This window comes from Coleofasciculus sp. E1-EBD-02, assembly GCF_040218245.1.
Lineage (GTDB): Bacteria > Cyanobacteriota > Cyanobacteriia > Cyanobacteriales > Coleofasciculaceae > Coleofasciculus.
The window spans coordinates 1-19,130 of sequence record NZ_JAVJQN010000222.1; the positions used below are offsets into that span (position 1 = coordinate 1).

Annotated in this window: 14 protein-coding genes and 1 pseudogene; 4 read left to right on the forward strand and 11 right to left on the reverse strand. The window is 45.9% G+C overall.

The annotated features are described in order from the left end of the window. Nucleotides 1–24: 24 nt before the first annotated feature. The 3 genes and pseudogenes from RIC07_RS33705 to RIC07_RS33715 form a co-directional block, all read right to left on the reverse strand. Nucleotides 25–639 (reverse strand): annotated as a pseudogene (locus RIC07_RS33705) (RNA-guided endonuclease TnpB family protein); the annotation flags it as partial. Beyond that, nucleotides 600–1,493, reverse strand: a complete 894-nt coding sequence (locus tag RIC07_RS33710; protein ID WP_446398326.1) for a S66 peptidase family protein — start codon at nucleotides 1,491–1,493, stop codon at nucleotides 600–602. The gene RIC07_RS33710 and the pseudogene RIC07_RS33705, both read right to left, overlap by 40 nt. Then, nucleotides 1,471–1,860, reverse strand: coding sequence for a hypothetical protein (locus tag RIC07_RS33715; RefSeq protein WP_446398327.1), 390 nt, complete (start codon nucleotides 1,858–1,860; stop codon nucleotides 1,471–1,473). Before RIC07_RS33715 ends, RIC07_RS33710 begins: the two co-directional genes overlap by 23 nt. A 335-nt stretch (nucleotides 1,861–2,195) precedes the next feature. Between RIC07_RS33715 and RIC07_RS33720 the strand changes: the two genes are divergently transcribed. The 4 genes from RIC07_RS33720 to RIC07_RS33735 all read left to right on the forward strand — a co-directional run bounded on the left by RIC07_RS33720 (nucleotide 2,196) and on the right by RIC07_RS33735 (nucleotide 7,330). Next, nucleotides 2,196–3,194 carry a GGDEF domain-containing response regulator gene (locus RIC07_RS33720; RefSeq protein WP_044204628.1) on the forward strand — a complete coding sequence of 333 codons (999 nt, stop codon included), beginning with the start codon at nucleotides 2,196–2,198 and terminating at the stop codon, nucleotides 3,192–3,194. Nucleotides 3,195–3,649: 455 nt separating this feature from the next. After that, nucleotides 3,650–4,570: a class I SAM-dependent methyltransferase gene (locus RIC07_RS33725; RefSeq protein ID WP_446398328.1), complete on the forward strand. Its 921-nt coding sequence runs from the start codon at nucleotides 3,650–3,652 to the stop codon at nucleotides 4,568–4,570. Between the two features lie 151 nt (nucleotides 4,571–4,721). Continuing rightward, on the forward strand, nucleotides 4,722–5,762 hold the full coding sequence (gene glpX / locus RIC07_RS33730) for a class II fructose-bisphosphatase (RefSeq protein ID WP_446398329.1): 1,041 nt from the start codon (nucleotides 4,722–4,724) through the stop codon (nucleotides 5,760–5,762). A gap of 281 nt (nucleotides 5,763–6,043) precedes the next feature. Next, entirely contained in the window at nucleotides 6,044–7,330 is a 1,287-nt protein-coding gene (locus tag RIC07_RS33735) for a glutamyl-tRNA reductase (RefSeq protein ID WP_446398330.1), read from the forward strand. Nucleotides 7,331–7,412: 82 nt separating this feature from the next. Here the strand turns inward: RIC07_RS33735 and RIC07_RS33740 are convergent, their stop codons facing one another. From RIC07_RS33740 to RIC07_RS33775, 8 genes are all read right to left on the reverse strand, one after another. Then, nucleotides 7,413–8,081 carry a response regulator transcription factor gene (locus tag RIC07_RS33740; protein ID WP_446364005.1) on the reverse strand — a complete coding sequence of 223 codons (669 nt, stop codon included), beginning with the start codon at nucleotides 8,079–8,081 and terminating at the stop codon, nucleotides 7,413–7,415. Further along, a complete protein-coding gene (locus tag RIC07_RS33745) occupies nucleotides 8,059–9,561 on the reverse strand; it encodes a sensor histidine kinase (RefSeq protein WP_446398331.1) in 1,503 nt (500 codons plus the stop codon). The genes RIC07_RS33740 and RIC07_RS33745 overlap by 23 nt, the downstream gene beginning before the upstream one ends. Nucleotides 9,562–9,831: 270 nt before the next feature. After that, nucleotides 9,832–11,355, reverse strand: coding sequence for an iron uptake porin (locus tag RIC07_RS33750; protein ID WP_446398332.1), 1,524 nt, complete (start codon nucleotides 11,353–11,355; stop codon nucleotides 9,832–9,834). A 346-nt stretch (nucleotides 11,356–11,701) separates the two neighbouring features. Next, the gene (locus tag RIC07_RS33755; RefSeq protein ID WP_446398343.1) at nucleotides 11,702–12,736 is read right to left on the reverse strand and encodes a glycosyltransferase family 2 protein; all 1,035 of its coding nucleotides are present in this window, start codon (nucleotides 12,734–12,736) and stop codon (nucleotides 11,702–11,704) included. A gap of 158 nt (nucleotides 12,737–12,894) precedes the next feature. Further along, the gene (locus RIC07_RS33760) at nucleotides 12,895–14,184 is read right to left on the reverse strand and encodes a glycosyltransferase (RefSeq protein WP_446398333.1); all 1,290 of its coding nucleotides are present in this window, start codon (nucleotides 14,182–14,184) and stop codon (nucleotides 12,895–12,897) included. Between the two features lie 155 nt (nucleotides 14,185–14,339). Beyond that, complete coding sequence (locus RIC07_RS33765; RefSeq protein ID WP_446398344.1) at nucleotides 14,340–15,647, reverse strand: glycosyltransferase; 1,308 nt, start codon at nucleotides 15,645–15,647, stop codon at nucleotides 14,340–14,342. A gap of 17 nt (nucleotides 15,648–15,664) precedes the next feature. Beyond that, a complete protein-coding gene (locus RIC07_RS33770; protein ID WP_446398334.1) occupies nucleotides 15,665–17,026 on the reverse strand; it encodes a histidine phosphatase family protein in 1,362 nt (453 codons plus the stop codon). Between the two features lie 122 nt (nucleotides 17,027–17,148). Continuing rightward, complete coding sequence (locus RIC07_RS33775) at nucleotides 17,149–19,020, reverse strand: ABC transporter ATP-binding protein (protein ID WP_446398335.1); 1,872 nt, start codon at nucleotides 19,018–19,020, stop codon at nucleotides 17,149–17,151. Nucleotides 19,021–19,130 lie beyond the last annotated feature (110 nt).

Consider the following 19,130-nt stretch of genomic DNA (forward strand, 5'->3'; position numbering starts at 1 on the left):
CCGGAGACGAGGGATTCCTAAACCTCACGATTTAGGTTTCTGCTTCTTTCCCCTTCGACTAGCGAGAGAGGTTTTTCGCAACTGCCCTTTGGACTTATGCCCATCAGGTCTTATGTTCGCTCCACAGACTATCACCGCAAGTCCTGCGGCTAGAATATTATTTGCGGCATTAATATCTCGGTCGTGGTGAGTTCCGCATTCTGGGCAATTCCACTCCCTAACATTAAGCGGCAATTTATCAACAACGTGACCACAATGTCCACAGCGCTTAGAGCTGGGAAACCATCGGTCAATCTTAACCAGTAATCGACCGTACCACTGGCACTTGTACTCCAACTGACGAACCAGTTCGCTCCAGCTTGCGTCAGCAATTGCTTGAGCCAACTTGTGGTTTTTCATCATGTTCTTCACGGCTAAGTCTTCGACAACAATCGTTTGATTTTCACGTACCAGTCGAGTCGTTAGCTTGTGAAGGAAATCTTTACGGGCGTCGGCGATTTGAGCATGGATTCGGGCAACCTGCTGCCGAGCCTTTTCCCTATTATTTGAACCTTTGACCTTACGAGACAATGCTTTTTGAGCTTGTCTCAACTTGCGTTTCAATCGCTTAAAGTGCTTTGGATTAGCAATCTTTTCCCCAACGTCAGCGATGGTTCATTAGCATCGCCTATGGGACAGTTTGTACATTGGGCAAAAATAAATCCAGCCACTTGATCGAGAATTCCAGCGAGTTTGAGCTGGGTTAACAAGCGGTCAATCCGGTAAACCTCTTCTCGTATATCTTCCACAAACAAAATAGAGTTCTGCCAATCGGGTAAATAATCTGACCCCACCAGCGCCGCCACCAGTGATAAATTTCCCCCCACCAGACGCCCCCTTGCCTTACCCTTGGTAATGGTTTCCACAGGAGTACTCAATAAATTTTGCAGTGTCATTGCTGCCCCATCAAACAAGATGCGTTGCAGATGTTGGACTGAAAACCAATTCCAGGTTGATGTTCCCAGTGGTCCATGAAAGGTGATCAGGTTGCTGTGAGTATAAATCGCTAACAGCAGTGAGGTAACATCGCTATAGCCGATAATGATTTTGGGATTTTGGCGGATTAGCTCGTAATCCAACAGGGGTAAAATTCGATTACAACCCCATCCGCCTGCCATTGCTAGCACCGCTTGGACAGAGGAATCGGCAAACATCGCATTCACATCAGCCGCGCGGTCAACATCTTGACCCGCCAGGTAGCCGTATTGGTCGAAAAGATGGGTTCCCAGTTTGGTTTTTAAGCCGAGTTGTGATAAGACTGGAGTAAATTCATCAAGGGTCTTTTGGTCAACTAGACCGGCTGGACTAATCAACCCTATGGTATCACCAGGATTCAGGCGTCGTGGTTTGAGAAGGGGTAGGGGGTTTGCCGTTACAGGGACTTGGGTTGCCAATAGCGTCAGTCCCAAGAGTTTAAGAAAGGCACGGCGATTACCGGAAAAGGGTTGGCTCAATGGTCAGTCCCGGAAAACTACAATAGACAACGTGGAAAATGGCTGGGAGTACCAAGCTGGGAAAAAGAGCTAGAATTGACTTACTTGAATCATCTCTAAACATCAAGCAATAATAATAGAGATATTGCATCTGCCAGATTTTGGTCAACTCGCCGCAGCTAGGCATTGAACTCCCGAACCGGGATTGATGCTTGGTTGGTGTCATCACCGCGCGATCGGTACAGAAACGATTATTTTTTTGTATCCGATTAATTACAGACATTTGATCTGACGGTGCTGAATCTGACTCGTTGAACAGCATCTGCCGGCAAAATTCACGATAGCCAGTCAACAACTCCAACAATTCAGCCATTACACCCAGAGACATGGCAATTGCTTCAGGCTATGGTAGGGAAAGATACTCTTTCTCTCGATTTGGAGGTGATCAATCATTCCCTGGAACCTGCCTCAGGTTAATGGCATCCATGCTGCAGCTATCCTCAACAGACGTATAGAGACTCGATTCATGAAATTGACAGGTTGAAGTCATGGGATTTTAGGAACTAGGAAAATCTACCGTTTCGTCAGATGCTAGAACAGATAAGCAAGGGTGGTGATCCCATGGCAGCACTGGCGCAGTTTTTTTTGCCAGCTAGAGGCTGAGTATCAACGGGTCACATTAATCTTACAGACCCAAAGACGGCAATATCAGCATTCTTAAGGATGAAATTAGTTTCTTTGCCCGAAGAACCACCAACCATTTTGGTGGTTGATGATGACCAGTTTATACGAGAACTTTTACGCCGAGTCATGGAAAAAGAAGGCTATAAAGTTGTTGAAGCAACCAACGGTGAACAGGGTTTGGACGTTTATCAGCGTCTCAAACCGCATCTGGTCATGCTAGACGCCCTGATGCCGGTGATGGATGGTTTTACCTGTTGCAAACACTTACAAAAACTCTCAGACGAAGACGAGACATCACCCGATAGCGAACATTTGGAGGCTCAAGGGTTACAGGGAGTTTCCCAAACGCCGGTGTTAATGATTACCAATCTGGATGATCCAGAATCCGTTGACCGCGCCTTTGCCGTTGGTGCTACTGACTATATCACCAAACCGATTCACTTAGCCGTCTTGCGTCAACGAGTACGGCGTTTAATTCAACAGTTTCAGCTTTATCAAAAACTTGAACAAGCCAATCGAGAGTTACAACGTTTAGCCACGTTAGATGGACTAACGGGTGTAGCCAATCGCCGTCGGTTTGATCAATACCTTGATGATGAGTGGTGGCGGATGATTCGAGAAGAGTCACCTTTGTCTCTGATTCTATGTGATATCGACTTTTTCAAGAAATATAATGATACCTACGGTCATCAAGCCGGTGACGCCTGTTTGCGAAGGGTAGCTGATGCTTTGCGTTTTTGTGCCAAACGGTCTGTGGATTTAGTGGCTCGCTATGGCGGTGAAGAATTTGCGATTGTGTTACCCAATACTACCACGATTGGTGCGTCTTTAGTGGCTGAAGAATTACGCAGCTTGGTTCATGGTTTAAAGATTACCCATGCAGCGTCAGCTATTAGTGAATATGTCACACTCAGTTTAGGTGTTGCCAGTCTTTATCCTGAGCCTGATACTCCACCCGCTAAGCTAGTTGCTGAAGCGGATATGGCTTTGTATCAAGCGAAAGCCTCTGGGCGTAATCGATATGTGGCGAAAGTTTGAATCGTCATGGGTCATTGGTCATTGGTCATTGGTCATTTGTTTTATGTAAGGATTTGAGGGCTATTTACACAATTTAATAGAGTTGAGTTTATTTCCACCAACTTACATAACGTAGCGCGTTGTCAATAGGAAACTTGAGTGTAGGGGGGTGGTATGGTGTTGCTTAAATAGGGGCTGCTGAATAAGTCTTGTGGTGAGGGGGAGCGGGGGAAGCTGGGGAAGCTGGGGAAGCTGGGGGAGCTGGGGGCGCAAGGGTACATTGTTCCTGAGCAAGGTGATGCCATACTTAGAAAGAATACTACCCGATTTCCTTGAATCAAACCCTCTGTCAATAAAGTTCAAAGTATTGATGGGCTTTGCGGTTTTGGCTTTGTGCAGCCAGCCCTAAATAGCGTAGGATTGCCAATAATGTGTACATGCTAATCCCCCAAACAGATAATCGCTAAGAACGTATTATGACGACTACGGTCAACACAACACCCCAATTAGCCTCACGTTTGGTGAATGGTTTCCTTGCCATTAAACCTTTGGCTAATTTAGCAAAGCAGCAAGCTCGTAAGATGATTATCAAGCGAGCGGAAAAAATTGGCGTACCTTGGACAAAACAGGTCAATGAGTTACGTTCTCTGGACTGGGATAGTTATCTGAGTCAAGTGCAAAACCCCCAGTTAACCTACCCGGATTATTATTTGCGCCCCTTCCATGCTTATGAAAAGGGAAATCTTCAGTGGGATGCGGCGTTTGAACATGAAGTGGCGGCTTATGCGGTTCATGCCAATCTCTATCCTGAGGATAAACTCCAAGGAGATGCTAAACTGCGACAGAGTTACCATGAGTTGGTGCAAAAGCACGTTACAACTGAGCCGCAAGATATTGTGGATCTGGGGTGTGGTGTAGGGATGAGTACCTTTGCCCTACAACAGATTTATCCCCAGGCAAATATGACGGGTGTAGACTTATCGCCTTACTTTCTAGCTGTTGCCGAATATAAGTCCAAACAGCATCATACAGAAATTAACTGGAAACACGCGGCGGCTGAAGCGACAGGTTTACCGGATGCTTCGTATGATTTGGTGTCTGTCTTCTTGGTATTCCACGAATTACCCCAAACGGCGGCAAAGGCAATCCTACGGGAGGCACGGCGGTTATTACGTCCTGGTGGCTATCTTACCCTGATGGATATGAATCCTCAGTCTCAGGTGTATGCGACGATGCCAGCTTACGTTTTTACCTTATTCAAAAGCACTGAGCCTTACTTTGATGACTATTTCACCTTGGATATCGAGCAAGCGATCGCGGAAGCCGGATTCCAGTCTCCGACTATCACGCCGAATAGTCCCCGCCATCGGACGATCATTGCCCCAGTCGAGACGTAGCGTGCTATGTCCCGACACCTAATCGTAGCAAAACTTAACATAAACCAATACTCGACATTCTTTCGAGGAGATCCCAGTCTCTGATAGACTTTTAGACTGGGGACAGTAAATAACACCAGGGAAAAACTAAGCAGTTGAGAGGAAAAGCTTCGTGCTAGAAACTACGCTAGGACTAGAAATTATTGAAGTTGTCGAACAGGCAGCACTTGCCTCTGCCAAATGGATGGGCAAAGGGGATAAGAACACCGCTGACCATGTGGCAGTCGAAGCCATGCGGGAGCGGATGAACAACATTCACATGCGGGGTCGCATTGTGATTGGCGAAGGGGAGCGAGATGAAGCCCCGATGCTGTATATCGGTGAACAAGTGGGCATCTGTAACCAGCCGGATGCAAAGAACTTTTGTAACCCCGATGAACTGATTGAAGTCGATATTGCCGTTGACCCTTGTGAAGGGACGAACTTGGTGGCTTATGGGCAACCCGGTTCAATGGCGGTGCTAGCCATTTCTGAGAAGGGAGGGCTGTTTGCTGCACCTGACTTTTATATGAAAAAGCTAGCTGCGCCTCCTGCGGCTAAAAATCATGTCGATATCAGTAAATCGGCAACAGAGAACCTGCAAATTCTCTCGGAATGTCTGGATCGCGCAATTGAGGAACTTGTGGTCGTCGTCATGAAGCGCGATCGCCACAAAGGACTAATTGAAGAAATCCGCTCGGCTGGGGCGAGAGTTCGGCTAATTAGTGACGGAGATGTCTCTGCGGCTCTCTCTTGTGCCTTTTCAGGGACAAATATCCATGCTCTGATGGGTATTGGTGCTGCACCTGAAGGCGTTATCTCTGCTGCGGCGATGCGCTGTTTAGGCGGACATTTCCAAGGTCAGCTAATTTATGACCCAGCAACTGTACAGACGGGTTTGATTGGTGAAAGCAAAGAGGGAAACCTAGAGCGGCTCCAAGAAATGGGCATTAACGACCCCGATAAGGTCTACAATACTCATGAACTAGCCTCAGGTGACACCGTGCTATTTGCCGCTTGTGGGATTACGCCGGGTACCTTGATGGAAGGGGTACGACTCTTCCACGGGGGAGCGCGGACTCAAAGTCTGGTTATTTCCACCCAGTCCAAGACGGCTCGCTTTGTGGACACTGTCCATCTGTTTGATCAGCCGAAGAGCCTGCAACTACGATAGATACTGTCAATTTATCCATTTTCGCAGGATTTCTTCAAGTTGAATTCCAGTCATCGAGATGGAGATAAAAGCGTTCAAGCCAGAGTATAAGCAATGATAATGCTACTTACTCTGGCTTAACGTTGATTGTTTATTTCTCCCCCGTTAAAAATTTCATCTCGGAATCGGTGAACTTATACTGAATTGTTCATCGTATTCAGACAAATTTCTCAATTTTCTCTATCCTTATAAAACAAGACTGATAGTTGACCCAACCCAACGACAGAGATTTGGAGAACACAATGAATATTGCCGTCGTAGGTTTAAGCCACAAAACAGCGCCCGTTGAAGTCCGGGAAAAACTAAGCATTCCCGAAGCCCAAATAGAAGGTGCGGTGCAACAACTCTGTAGCTACCCCCATGTTGAAGAAGTGGCGATCCTTAGTACCTGCAATCGCCTAGAAATTTATATTGTGGCAGCAGAAACGGAAAAGGGTGTGCGTGAAGTCAGTCAGTTCCTTTCAGATAACTCTCTTGTCCCCTTGCATCAATTACGCCCCCATTTGTTTATTTTGTTACATCAGGATGCGGTTATGCACCTGATGCGCGTCGCAGCGGGATTGGATAGTTTAGTTTTAGGCGAAGGACAAATCTTATCGCAAGTCAAGCATACCCACAAAATCGGTCAGCAACACAAGGGAATTGGACGCCTGTTGAATCGACTGTTTAAACAAGCGATTACCGCCGGAAAGCGAGTCCGCACGGAAACCAGCATTGGTACCGGGGCGGTTTCGATTAGTTCGGCGGCGGTGGAACTTGCCCAGATGGAAGTGCAAAACTTGGCGGCTTACCGAGTGGCAATTATCGGTGCGGGGAAAATGTCGCGTTTGCTGGTGCAGCATCTACTTTCTAAAGGGGCTGAGTCAATCGCCATTATCAATCGCTCAACTCGTCGGGCGGAGGAGTTGGCAAAGCAGTTTGAGAATGCTCAGTTAACGGTACATCCCCTGTCTGAGATGATGGAGGTGATTCCGGAGTCGGATATGGTGTTTACCAGTACCAGTGCGACGGAACCAATCCTGGATCGGGCTAAACTGGAAGACCATCTTGATCCGAATCGCTCCTTAATGTTATTTGATATTTCCGTACCGCGTAATGTGGATGCTGATGTCAATGAACTTGAACAGGTGCAAGCCTTTAATGTGGACGACTTAAAAGCAGTGGTGGCGCAAAATACCGAAAGCCGTCGCCAGATGGCAATGGAGGCGGAAAACTTACTGGAACAAGAGGTAGAAGCGTTTGAGATTTGGTGGCGATCGCTAGAAACCGTGAGTACTATTAGTAGTCTCCGGGAGAAAGTCGAAGGGATTCGGGAACAGGAGTTAGAAAAAGCCTTATCTCGCTTAGGTTCAGAGTTTGCTGACAAACATCAAGAAATCATCGAAGCGCTGACACGGGGAATTGTGAATAAAATCCTCCATGATCCGATGGTGCAGTTAAGGGCGCAGCAGGATATTGAAGCCAGACGTCAAGCGATGCAGACGCTGCAAACGCTGTTTAATTTAGAGATTGAAGAACAGTTTGGTTAAGCGTTGGGAATGAAAAAAATGGGGAGGAGGATACGGAGTAAATATCCTACCTCTCTTTTTTTAGGATAGCTAGTGAAAGAAATCAAGTGCGGAGACGGTAGCCCATCCCTCTAACGGTTTCAATTAAGTCACCGCCTAATTTTTTGCGTAGGTAACCAATATAAACATCAACAATATTAGAACCTGGGTCATAATCATAACCCCAAACATGACTGAGTAACTGCTCTCGACTCATCACTTGTCCGGGATGACGTAACAGGGTTTCTGCGAGGGTAAATTCTCGTGCGGAGAGTTCAACAAATTGACCCTTAACCCGAACCCGACGAGTCCGTAAATCTAAACTAACGTGACCGATAGTTAGTACCATCTCCTCCTTAGACTTTGGCAAATAGTTATTACGCAACCGCACGCGCACCCGAGCGATGAGTTCTTCAAACTGAAAGGGTTTAGTCATATAATCATCAGCCCCTCCCTCCAATCCAGCGACCTTATCACGGATATCATCACGGGCGGTGAGAATAATAATGGGTATTTGTTCCCCCTGACCGCGCAACTCTTCTAGGACTTGTAAACCATCTTTACCCGGAAGTCCCAAATCCATGATCAGTAGGTCAAATTCGTGGGAGAGAGCCATATTCAGCGTCTCTTGAGCATCTGTGGCTACGCTAGTGGTAAATCCTTTAGCTCGCAGCCCTTTCTCAATAAACGCTGCAATACGAGGTTCATCTTCAGCGATAAGAATTCGATTCATGGGGTAGAATATCCTGTTTTGGATCTAGAGGAATGACAATCGTAAATTGAGCGCCAGATCCGAGTCGGCTGTTGAGTTTCACCTGACCCTGATGCGCCTGGGCGATCGCTTGGACGATAGACAGTCCTAAACCTGCTCCTTCAGAACGACGACGGCTATTCGGGAGTCGGGCAAACCGCTCAAAAATACGTTTTTGGTTGGCTGGATCAATCCCTTCTCCACTGTCGCGAACCCAAAAACAAGCATAGTGTTTATTAATAGCTGAACCTAGGGTGATGGTATCACCTTCGCAGGTATTTTGGGTCGCATTTTGAGCCAGGTTCGTGATCGCTTGAGTGAGGCGCTGGCGGTCAGCGAAAATTCGACCCGATGCGATCGCGTCCAGTTGCCAGTCTCGCTCGGCTAAGGCTTTGACTTTGGCAAAAAGTTCTTTGGTGAATGAGCCAATGTCTACCATTTCTAGATCTAAAAAATCACGCCCTTCTGCTTTAGCCAAGAGGAGCAAGTCATCAACAAATCGGTTCATGCGATCCAATTCATCTAAAACTAATTCTAAAGTTTCCTGTTGGGCTTTAGGGTCATCATCCCATAATTCCAGGTGTCCTCGAATAATCGTGATGGGTGTCCGCAGTTCGTGACCCGCATCATTAATAAAGTCTCGTTGGCTGGTAAACGCCTTCTGGAGACGATTCAGCATTTGATTTAGCGTGGTTGTCAGTTCCGCAATTTCACCACCGCCTTTTATGGGAATGCGTTGGGTCAGATCCGTTTCACTAATCGAACGCGCCGTTTCTGTTACCGAACGTAGGGGGGCTAGCATCCGTCCAGCAGCAACCCAAGCAATCACGGAAGTAACAACCATGACGATCAAGGTTACTTCAATGATTACCCAAACCACTTCATTGACTTCTTCCTCTTCACCCGCGATGACATTGGCGACGATAAAAAGTCCGCGAATTTCTCCGCCCATTTCCACGGGTTTGACATAATAAAGAATAGAACCTACTGATGTTTCTGTCTGACCTTTGGTTGGTTGGGTCAGATTACTCCAGCGTTTGAGTAGCTCTGAATCCGGTTGTAGTGGGTTGGGTAGTGCTGTCGGACTGGATTTGTAGAATTCACCGTCGATAATTGTGAGCAGAAATTCTCCGTCATTGGGAATATTACGGGATAGAAATACCTCAAATAAAGCCGCCACATCATCGCCAAACGGCTGACCCGTCAAGGGATTTTTTCCTTGTTGGAATAATCGCTGGAACTCCTGTATTTCTTGGATTAAATAGCTGTCGATTCGTTTGTGTACCTCCTCAACTAGAACTTGACGGATCAGCCCAACTGAGGTAAAGGTGAAGCAAACCGTTAGCAGGACATACCAAGCAAGGATGCGAGTTCGTCCTTCCCAAAACAGATTCCGCCAACCCCAACACTGTTTAGTTTGATCAGGGTTGGCTGAGTCTAGGTCGTCACCCAATTTGGTCACAGTTTGTTCCCCTGGTGGTTCGTAACTTATCTCAATAATTGATATTTATTTTAGCGAATATGTTCCTGAATTGACTTCTGCTTGGATGGGAAACTAAGGACTGGAGAAAGGTTGTCACAGCCGATTATACCCCTATGTATTACAGTATCTATGAGAAAGTCCTGTTATACCTGACTTGACTTTAGATGTATTACATTAACTCTGACAATGCTTGATGCAGGTAGGTGGGGAAAAGTTGGGTCACACCTCAGGTAAATTAGGTAAATAGGCTTAAAATGAAAAAATAGTTAGGATAGTTCCCACATAGATAAGGTCATGGCTAGAATCGTGTTCGGGATTAAAAATGATCAATAATCCAGGGGTGATGGATATGTTGTCATTGGCACGCAAGGTATAAAACACTTCCAGATGCCAAGTCGTGTCTTTATCTTTATAGTCTTGATTGTCGATTTGAAAAGTATTATTGATTACCTTCGGCGGCTGACCGATAACCATCCCGCCTAAATTTCCAGGTTTGCCTAAATCGGGAAATGCTAAGGTGAGGGCATAATTAAAAATATCGGCTTGGGGATCACCAGGTAAATTCAACGCCGTGGCTTGAGTCCAACCCATCCAACCCCCTAAGATTAACTTAGGACTGAGGCGAACGCTGATATCTAAAGCGTAGGAATTAGCCTTGATATGGTCACTTTGATCATCAAACGGATCGTTGGCGCGATCGCTCCCTGTTCCTGTATCGATGATATTGTAGGAATGGACGTAAGCGAAAGCGATGCCCAAGTTATCGTTAGGGTTTAAGGTTAGCTGCGCGATCGCCCCATATTCAGCACCAATTCCTGAGTCTAGTTCATTAGCATCGTCAGCCGCATAACCCAAGCTGAAAGTGGCAATCTCACCCAATTCATAAAGCAAACCGACTCCAGCATCACCCCCTAAATCATAAATGGGATTGCCATCGCCAAACTTGGAAATTGCTGCATTTGGTGCTAAATTGACCTTTCTCGTCGGCGTACCTAAGCCGCCACCTTTGGCAGAAATATAAACCTTGGCATTTTTACCGAGAGGAAAACGATATTCTACTTTGTCTAACTCCAGCTCATTTTCATCTTGCCCATCCAAATCTAACCGCGCCATTTCTGTACCCGTGACATCCTCAAACTCCGGGGCATTTTTGGCTTCTAAACTGACTCTGAGACGGTCTTCTCCGGTGAAACTCGTATCAATATCGAGGCTAATTTTATTGCCGACAGTAAAGATTGGATCGATATCCTCCTCACTGCCATCTGCCTGAGTTTTACCTGCCAGATAACTAATCGCAAACAGGACTTCCCCTTCCAGAGTTGTGGTTGGATCAAACGGTTTAATATCTATCCGTTCTAAGCGTTCAATAGAGTCTCGCCTCCGCGCCAATTCCGCTGCAAACCCCTTAATTAATCCTTGCAGTTCGGCTAACTCCCTGACCTTTTTTGGAATATGATTTAGGCAAACCTGTAATCGGGCGGCAAACTCGGATCGGGTTAGGGTTCGATTGGTGCGATCGCCGCGATCGGGATATTCAGCTAAACAACCATACCGTTGGTCTAAAGACTCTAGCACTTGGAACTGCCAATCTGTGGGTTGAATGTCCGAGAGTTGCCAAACTGGGGTAATTTGAGACAGGGGGTCAACAGATAACTCATCAGGATGAATCGCTTCAGCAGAACTCTCTGTTGCTTGTGCCATATTACCGCAGAATGAGGCTAGAGTAAACAAAGCTGAAACCATTGCTACAGCTTTGCTCAAATGATTTGACATATCTTTAGCTGGTCAGTATTTGCCTTGCACGAGAAACAGAATGGGAAATGTGTGGCGTTTCCTAGTCGCGATCGCTGACTAAATGGTGCGTTACGCTTTGCTAACGCACGATGGCGGCGTGACACGCCTAAATTGATGGTAATAATTGGGTTTGTAGTCAGGGCTTTAGCCTAGACTTTGTTGAATAACAGGCGTCAACCCAACCTACAAACCCAAGGCAATAATGCGCTATAGCCCAGCATGGCAAAAATAACTAACCCGTTAAAATCCCCTCATCTGTTTATCGTTTGATCAAAGGATCACATATTTCTAAAGAACGGACATCTCCATCACCTTTTTGGCATAATTATGTTCGGGAATCTTGGTAGGTTAGCTGTTGCTGAGACTGAAGGTATTTGCGAGCATAGCGATCTGTAATATAGCGGTTGATAACCTTATCCACCGCCAGCAGCGCCTGCTCAATTTGCTTCCGTTTTAACCCCAGCTTCTTGCCTAGCTTTTTGAAGCGGTAACTCAGCGGTCTGATAATCGTGCGTCGGCGTCGAGACCCTAACTTTTTGTTGTACTTGGTTTTGAAATATCCATCCTCAACCAGTCCCCATTTTTGGCGCAAGTTTTCTAGGCTAGAGTACATCCAAGCATCACTCCAGCGCAACATATAGAAGTACATGTCGGTTAATTCTATTGGCGGTCCCGGTACATAGGTGACTAAGGAGTCCGGTTCAAAATAAATTGAGCCACCCGCTTCTTTGACCGTCATACAGAAATCCAAATGTTCTTTAGTACAGAGCATTTTGGCATCAAGAGAACCAATTTTTTGGAAAATTTCTCGGCGAATTAACACAGAATGAAACTCAGCAAGTTCGGTTTCAATTCGTTTTAACTGGGGTCGCACCTCTGATACCTGCTGACCTTGTTTGTACATCTTTTCTCGGATATGTCGTTTACCATGAATATCGGTAACAACATGGCATTCCCCTGCGGCAAAGTGAATGGTTTCGTGTAAGGGTTCATCTTGGCACATCAGCGGACCAACCACTGTCGCACCTGTTTCTTCCGCACAAGTGACTAAGGCATTCAACCAACCGGGAGAAACAATCACGTCGTTATCCACAAAGACAAGATATTTGGTATCAACGTAACTCAAGCCAATGTTGCGAGCGTGATTTGGAGACAGGTAGTAATTAGTTCGCACGAGTTGGAACTGTTTGGCTTGGGCTTGGGTTTCCAGGTAGCGTTTGATTGGAGTCGGTGAATTGCCATCAACGTACACCAATTTAAAGGGAATATCTGTATGTTCGTAAATGCTTTCCAGAGATTCTTTGGTGTAGCTAAATCGTTCGCGAGGAACAACAACCAGTGTAACTTGTGGATCTGTCATTGCTGATGAATTCATGTTTAAATTGGCTTGGTTTTCCCTTGTGTTATTTGATAATTCAGATGCTGGTGATAAAGTCATAAATTCCTCGTCTTGACTTAAAATACTAGGTTTACCAATTCATCAAGTATTCCCAGAAACCCGGTTTCTTGACCGATGTCCTAGGTCTCTACAACAGATGACGTTAACTGTTCCACTTGTGACTGAGTGGATTTTGAATTTAATTGTTGCTGGTAAATTTCCACAAGTTCATCGTTGAGTTTATGCATATCATATTTTTCCTCGACCCGCCTACGACCCGCCTGACCCATCGATTGCCAGAGTTCTGGATGTTCAATTAGATAGCTAACTTTTTCCGCCAGGGTATCCGCGTCACGTTCGGGGACTAAGAAACCCGATGTCCCATTTTCGATTAATTCAGGAATACCACCGTGGAATGTACCAATTACAGGTAATCCCATCGCCATTGCTTCTTTTAAGGTATTCACTGGTGCGTCTTGATTTCCATCAGCAGCCGTCACAGAAGGGGCGATTAAAATGTGAGACTTATCGAGAATTTGAATCAGTTCTTTCTGCTGTTTCCATCCCAAAAGATTGACAATAGAACCGACGCCGAGTTCGGCTATCAGGTTCTGGAAATCTTCCTTGAGCGGACCATCGCCAATAATGTTATATTCGATGTTAGAGTGAACCTGGGCGAGTTTCGCGATCGCACGAATCCCGTACTCGATTCCTTTCTTTTCAACCAGGCGTCCCGTGGTAGCAATACGAATGTGACCATCAGCCGGGAAATAGCGGGGAGTAAAGGCAAATTTACTACAATCAATTCCTGACCCCAGAATCCGGATTTTTGTCGCCTCACAACCGAGTTGAATCGCACGCTGTCGAAAAAATTCGCAGTTGGTTAGAAAAAAGTCGCCTTCAGCAAAGAGTTGATCATAAACCTGATCACCCCACTTTTTCAGATACTTACTAATATCAGAACCGCGAAACGTTGTGATTAAGGTTCCCTGGAGTAAACCGAGATTACGAAACAGCAGTCCCATCAATCCGACTGATCCAAATTGACAGTGGATAATGTCGTAAGATTTACCCTCCAGAACAGGTATGGCTTTGTAGAGTAACTTGAATGACTTAGCGCGTTTCCCATACTTAGATACATCCAGTAATTTTCGGCAGGCTGAAGGATTTCTGCCAAAATTATCGATTAGTAATTCATTCGTTTTCAGTTCTCGTAATAACTGATTGTCCGGTGGCGTCGGGGAATAGTAGGTATGCTTGAGTAAGTTGTATTTTTCCACAATAGGATGTACTTTCTCGGTAGGGTTCGCCGGACCATCAAGGGCGTAGATATCCACCTGATGACCGCGATCAATTAATCCAGCAATTTGATTGAGGATAAATGTCTCGGATAAAACTGGGAAATTTCCCACTAGGAATGCTATTTTCATGGTAATCTTTAATCCAAAAATAGGGTAGACTAATTTTGAGTTTTTTGTCGGGGCGGGTTTCACTACTATCGTTTCTGACCTCATCCAGATGTAACTAAACCCGCCCTGATTGAGTAGAGACGTAGCATGCTACGTCTCTACAAAACGTAGCCGGACTAAACTGTGGTAATAAAAACAGAGGAACCAGCTTCTACAGATTGATTGGAAAACTGAGGCTGAGGTAAGTCGGAATTCAACAATTGCTGATAAATTTCTAAGAGTTCCTGATTCAGTTTATACATATCATATTTTTGTTCAACACGCGCCCGACCTGCCTGACCCATTGATTGCCAGAGTTCTGGATGTTCAATGAGATAGCTAACGTTTTGGGCAATGGCATCAGGATCACGTTCAGGGACTAAGAAACCCGAAATGCCATTTTCGATTAATTCGGGAATACCACCGTGTAAGGTGCCAATTACAGGTAATCCCATCGCCATTGCTTCTTTTAAAGTATTCACAGGTGCATCCTGATTCCCATCAGCCGCTGTCACAGAAGGGGCAATTAGAATGTGAGATTTATCCAGAATTTTCACCAGTTCTTCCTGCTGTTTCCATCCCAACAAGTTCACGATATGACCGACGCCAAGTTCAGCTACCAGGTTTTGGAAATCTTCCTTGAGCAGACCATCGCCAATAATGTTATATTCAAGGTTAGGGTGAACTTGGGCGAGTTTCGCGATCGCGCGAATCCCATACTCGATTCCTTTCTTTTCAATCAGGCGACCTATTGAGACAATTCTCACGCGACCATCAGCCGGAAAATAACGGGGAGTGAAGGCAAATTTATGACAATCAATTCCTGAACCAAGAACCCGAATTTTATTTTCGTCGCAACCTAACTGAATGGCACGCTGTCGAAAATAGTCGCAATTGGTGAGAAAAAAATCGCCTTTTTCAAAAAGCTGATCATAAACTCTATCGCCCCGCTTTTGCAGGTACTTACTAATATCATACCCCCGAAACGTGGTGAGAATTCTACCATTAATTATACCAATATCTCGAAACGCCAGAGCCATGAGTCCAAAAATACCAAACTGACAGTGAATGATATCGTAGGACTTTCGGTTCAAGAAGGGAATGGCTTTATAGAGTAATCGTTGGTCTTTAGCTTCTTTGCCAAATCTTGCCTTATCTATCAGTTGCAGTAAAACTAAGGGATTTTTATCGAGATTAACCAGCAATAATCCTAAGAGTTTCAGCCAACGCCACCCGTCATTTTGGGGACGTTCGGGTGGGTAGTAGGTGCGCTCTAAGAGCTTGTATTCCTTGACAATGGGATGTACCTTAGAGACATCCTCCGGGCGACCGTCGATGGCATAGATATCAACCTCATGTCCATCATCGAGTAAGCCTTTTATTTGATTGAGGATGAATGATACAGACAAGGTGGGGAATGTTCCTACTAATAATGCTATTTTCATGGTTGATTGTTGATTGTTCATGGTTGGGTTCCTTTGGAAATTATTCTCTCCCTCATCTCCCCCATCTCCCTCATCTTCCCTATCTCCCCGATATTTATCCCTTGCACTACAGGGGCTTGATTAGCACAGGGATAGTGGATAACGCTAATTTTTCCCTGGTGAAGAGGTAAATGATTCAATTCATTGGTACTGATGCCAAGTGTTTGACCGAGAAAGCGTTTGAGGATTGCCTCACTTGCCACAATTAGTCCTGTTAGTAATGGCTGGGAATCCATCATCCCTGATGCAGCGTTCGCGTCAATGGTTTGTTGCCAAACTTGGGGGAAATCATTTCGCGATACCTGTAGCTGTAAAGTTTCTGGATGGTATTGCAGAATTTGTGCCGCTGTGACTTGGGCATTGTCGCGGTCATGATTAATACTGAAATTAAGGGTTACATCTTCCAGTAATTGGGTTAGTTTTTGAATTTGCTGAGGATGAATGTCACCAGATGGTATCAGTAACAAGCGTAAACCTTGACGCCCCTCCTTTAGTTTGGGTAGAGTTTTACCTAGATGGGCGGTAAGATTCAAGGCTTCTAGTTGGGCTGACTGAGGCACACCTGCGGGAAAATGTAAGACACTCATACCACAGTTACACTGTTGCAGAGTATGAAAGCGATTAGGTGTTAAACCGATTGCTGTACTAATCAAGGCGCGGTTTGTACCGCCGTGACTCACAATTAAGATAGTTTGACCAGAATGATGAGGTAAAATGTCTTGCCAAAATTGTTGGGCTTGTGCATAAAGTTCAAGGACAGGGAATCGGGGATTGGGGATTTGGGATTGGTAAAATTCTCCCTTGTCTCCTCCGTACCTCTGCACCTCCGCATCTCCGCACCCCGACACCCCCATCTGAAACTGGTGAGGATGTTCTTTCCAGCAGCGATATGCTTGGGAAAATTGTTCGCGTACATACTGAAAAGGTAAGCCTTCCCAAGCAGGGATATTAATTTCTTTGAGCGTTTCAGCTACTCGTAAAGGTGGTAACTTATCGTTAACGGTGCTAATTGCGGCTATAATTTCATGGGCAGTTTGTTGGGTGCGTTTTAGGGGGCTGGTATAAATGGCGTCGATGGGCAGTTCTTTGAGAATTAGACCCGTTTCATAAGCCAACTTGCGCCCTTGTTCAGTTAAGATGGAATCATCACAACTGCCTTGATATCGTCCCTGTTCGTTATATGTACTTCGACCATGACGTATTAAAATAACTCCTGTGCCAGGTGATTGGTGATTGAGACTTGAGTTGCTCCCCTTGAAAAGCGGTGCATTCGTTACATTTTGATTGGCATTTTCGGGGGGAACAGAGTGATTTGAGGATGGGTAGACGAGGGCAGCCATACTATCAATTTGGTTGAATCTTTAACAGAAACAAAGCAGAGGGAAAATGGAAAGGCGAGCGGACTAGGGATAGAAAAAGAGGGGGTGTAGGGGCAGGTTTTACAGATAACTTATGGCGACATCTAACGCCCGATTTGAGCGGTGTTATGCCGGGATGAAAGTTGATCATAATCATGATTTTCAATGGCAACTTGTAGCCGATAAAGAGTGGCGTACCGCTGACCTAGACCCATGAGTTCGGCATGAGTCCCGCGTTCTAAGATTCTGCCTTTCTCGATATAGAAAATTTGGTCGGCTGAGGTGGCAGATCTCAAGTCGTGGGTAATCAGAAATGTAGTAGAATTATAAGTTAATCGTTCTAGTGCTTCGCTAACAGCGCGTTCATTTTCGTTATCTAAACCAACGGTTGGTTCGTCTAAAATCACAATTGATGCTTGACGTACTGCCGCCCGCGCGATCGCAATCCGTTGTCGTTGTCCACCTGAAAGTGTTGCCCCCCGTTCTCCCAGGATGGTGTCATAGCCTTGGGGCAGTGCCATGATAAAATCGTGAGCATTCGCCAGGTGCGCGGCGACGATAATCTCATCCTCCGTCGCACCCAGGGAACCATAAGCGATATTGTCCCGCACAGTCGTGGCAAATAAAACGCTATCTTGCAGGACAATACTGATTTGACGGCGCAAGGATTCTAGTTTGTATTCTCGCAAGTCATGTCCGTCAATGAGAATTTGCCCTTCTAAGGGGTCATAGAGGCGCAGGAGTAAACTAACTAACGTAGACTTGCCGCCCCCAGAAGGACCCACTAATGCCACCCGTTGACCCGCTTGCACCTGAAAGTTGAGACCGTCTAATATACCTTTATCCGGTTCATAGCCAAAGCTAACATTTTGGAAACGGACTGCACCTCGGAAAGGGGGGGCGTCCACAGCACCCCGCGTATCCCGAATGTCAGGAACCGTATCCAGGAGGTCAATTATCCGTTCTCCGCAAGCTGTGGCTTTGGCAATCTGTGCCGTATACCTAGCCAATTGGCGTGTGGGTTTAAAGGCGGTTTTCAGGTAGGTGATAAATACCAGTAAATCGCCCGGTGTAACCACCTTAGCCATGACCAATTGTACCCCGCGCCACAACACCAATGCCGTCGCGATCGCCACTAATATCTCTACGGTGCGTTGCAATCCCGCCGACAATCGCTGCGTCTGCGCCCCTTCTGCTAAACTCTTCTGGTTTTGGCTAGCAAACGAATCCTCTAACATTCCTTCCAAAGAGAGGGCTTGCACCACTTTAATCGCCCCCATCGATTCCGCCACCGTCGCCGCCATTGCCCCTTCCCGTTTGCGCTGCTGGCGGGCAATTCCGTGAATCCGTTTGCTAATTTTCAAGGTGGAGATCACAAACAGGGGAAAAATCGCGATCGCAATCAGGGTTAATTCCCGATTCAGCCAAAACATCACGCTCACTATACCAACAAAGGTGAGGGAGTTAACAATTAGTGGTAAAGCTGCCGTTACTGCCACCTCACGCAGTTTATCGGTATCATTAGTAATGCGAGTAATCAGGTCACCACTTTTTGCCTGGTTGTGGAAGGAAAGGGACAGACGCTGCAAGTGAGCATAGAGTCGGGCGCGGATATTGGTAACAATACGAGTCGCCGCTAGAGACATCCCCACCAAACCAATATAAGCCGCCACAGAACGCAACCCCGTCGCCACCACAATCGCCACGGTTAAGATAGTCAGCAGTACAATGGGTTCAGCATTATCGAGTAAGGGGATAGTCAGGTCAGGCGTAGCCACATCCGGCACAATCAAGCGGTCAAAAATTAATTTTAGGGGCCACGGTTCTAAGAGTCGGATCACAATTTCACCCACCAGTCCCAAGCATGCGATCATAAGTAAAACGCTCTGCTTACGGATTTGGGGCCAAAATCGCTGCACAATCCGCTTCATTGCGGGTAAGGCTTGCTGTATGTTTTCTGGGCGTTTTTGTTTCATTATCAAGTTCAGTTGAGTGTGGAAGGATAGAAGGGTAGAAGAGTAGGAAGTTAAGAATATTTCAGTGACCAATCAACAATCAACAATCAACAAGCACCCATTAAACCAAC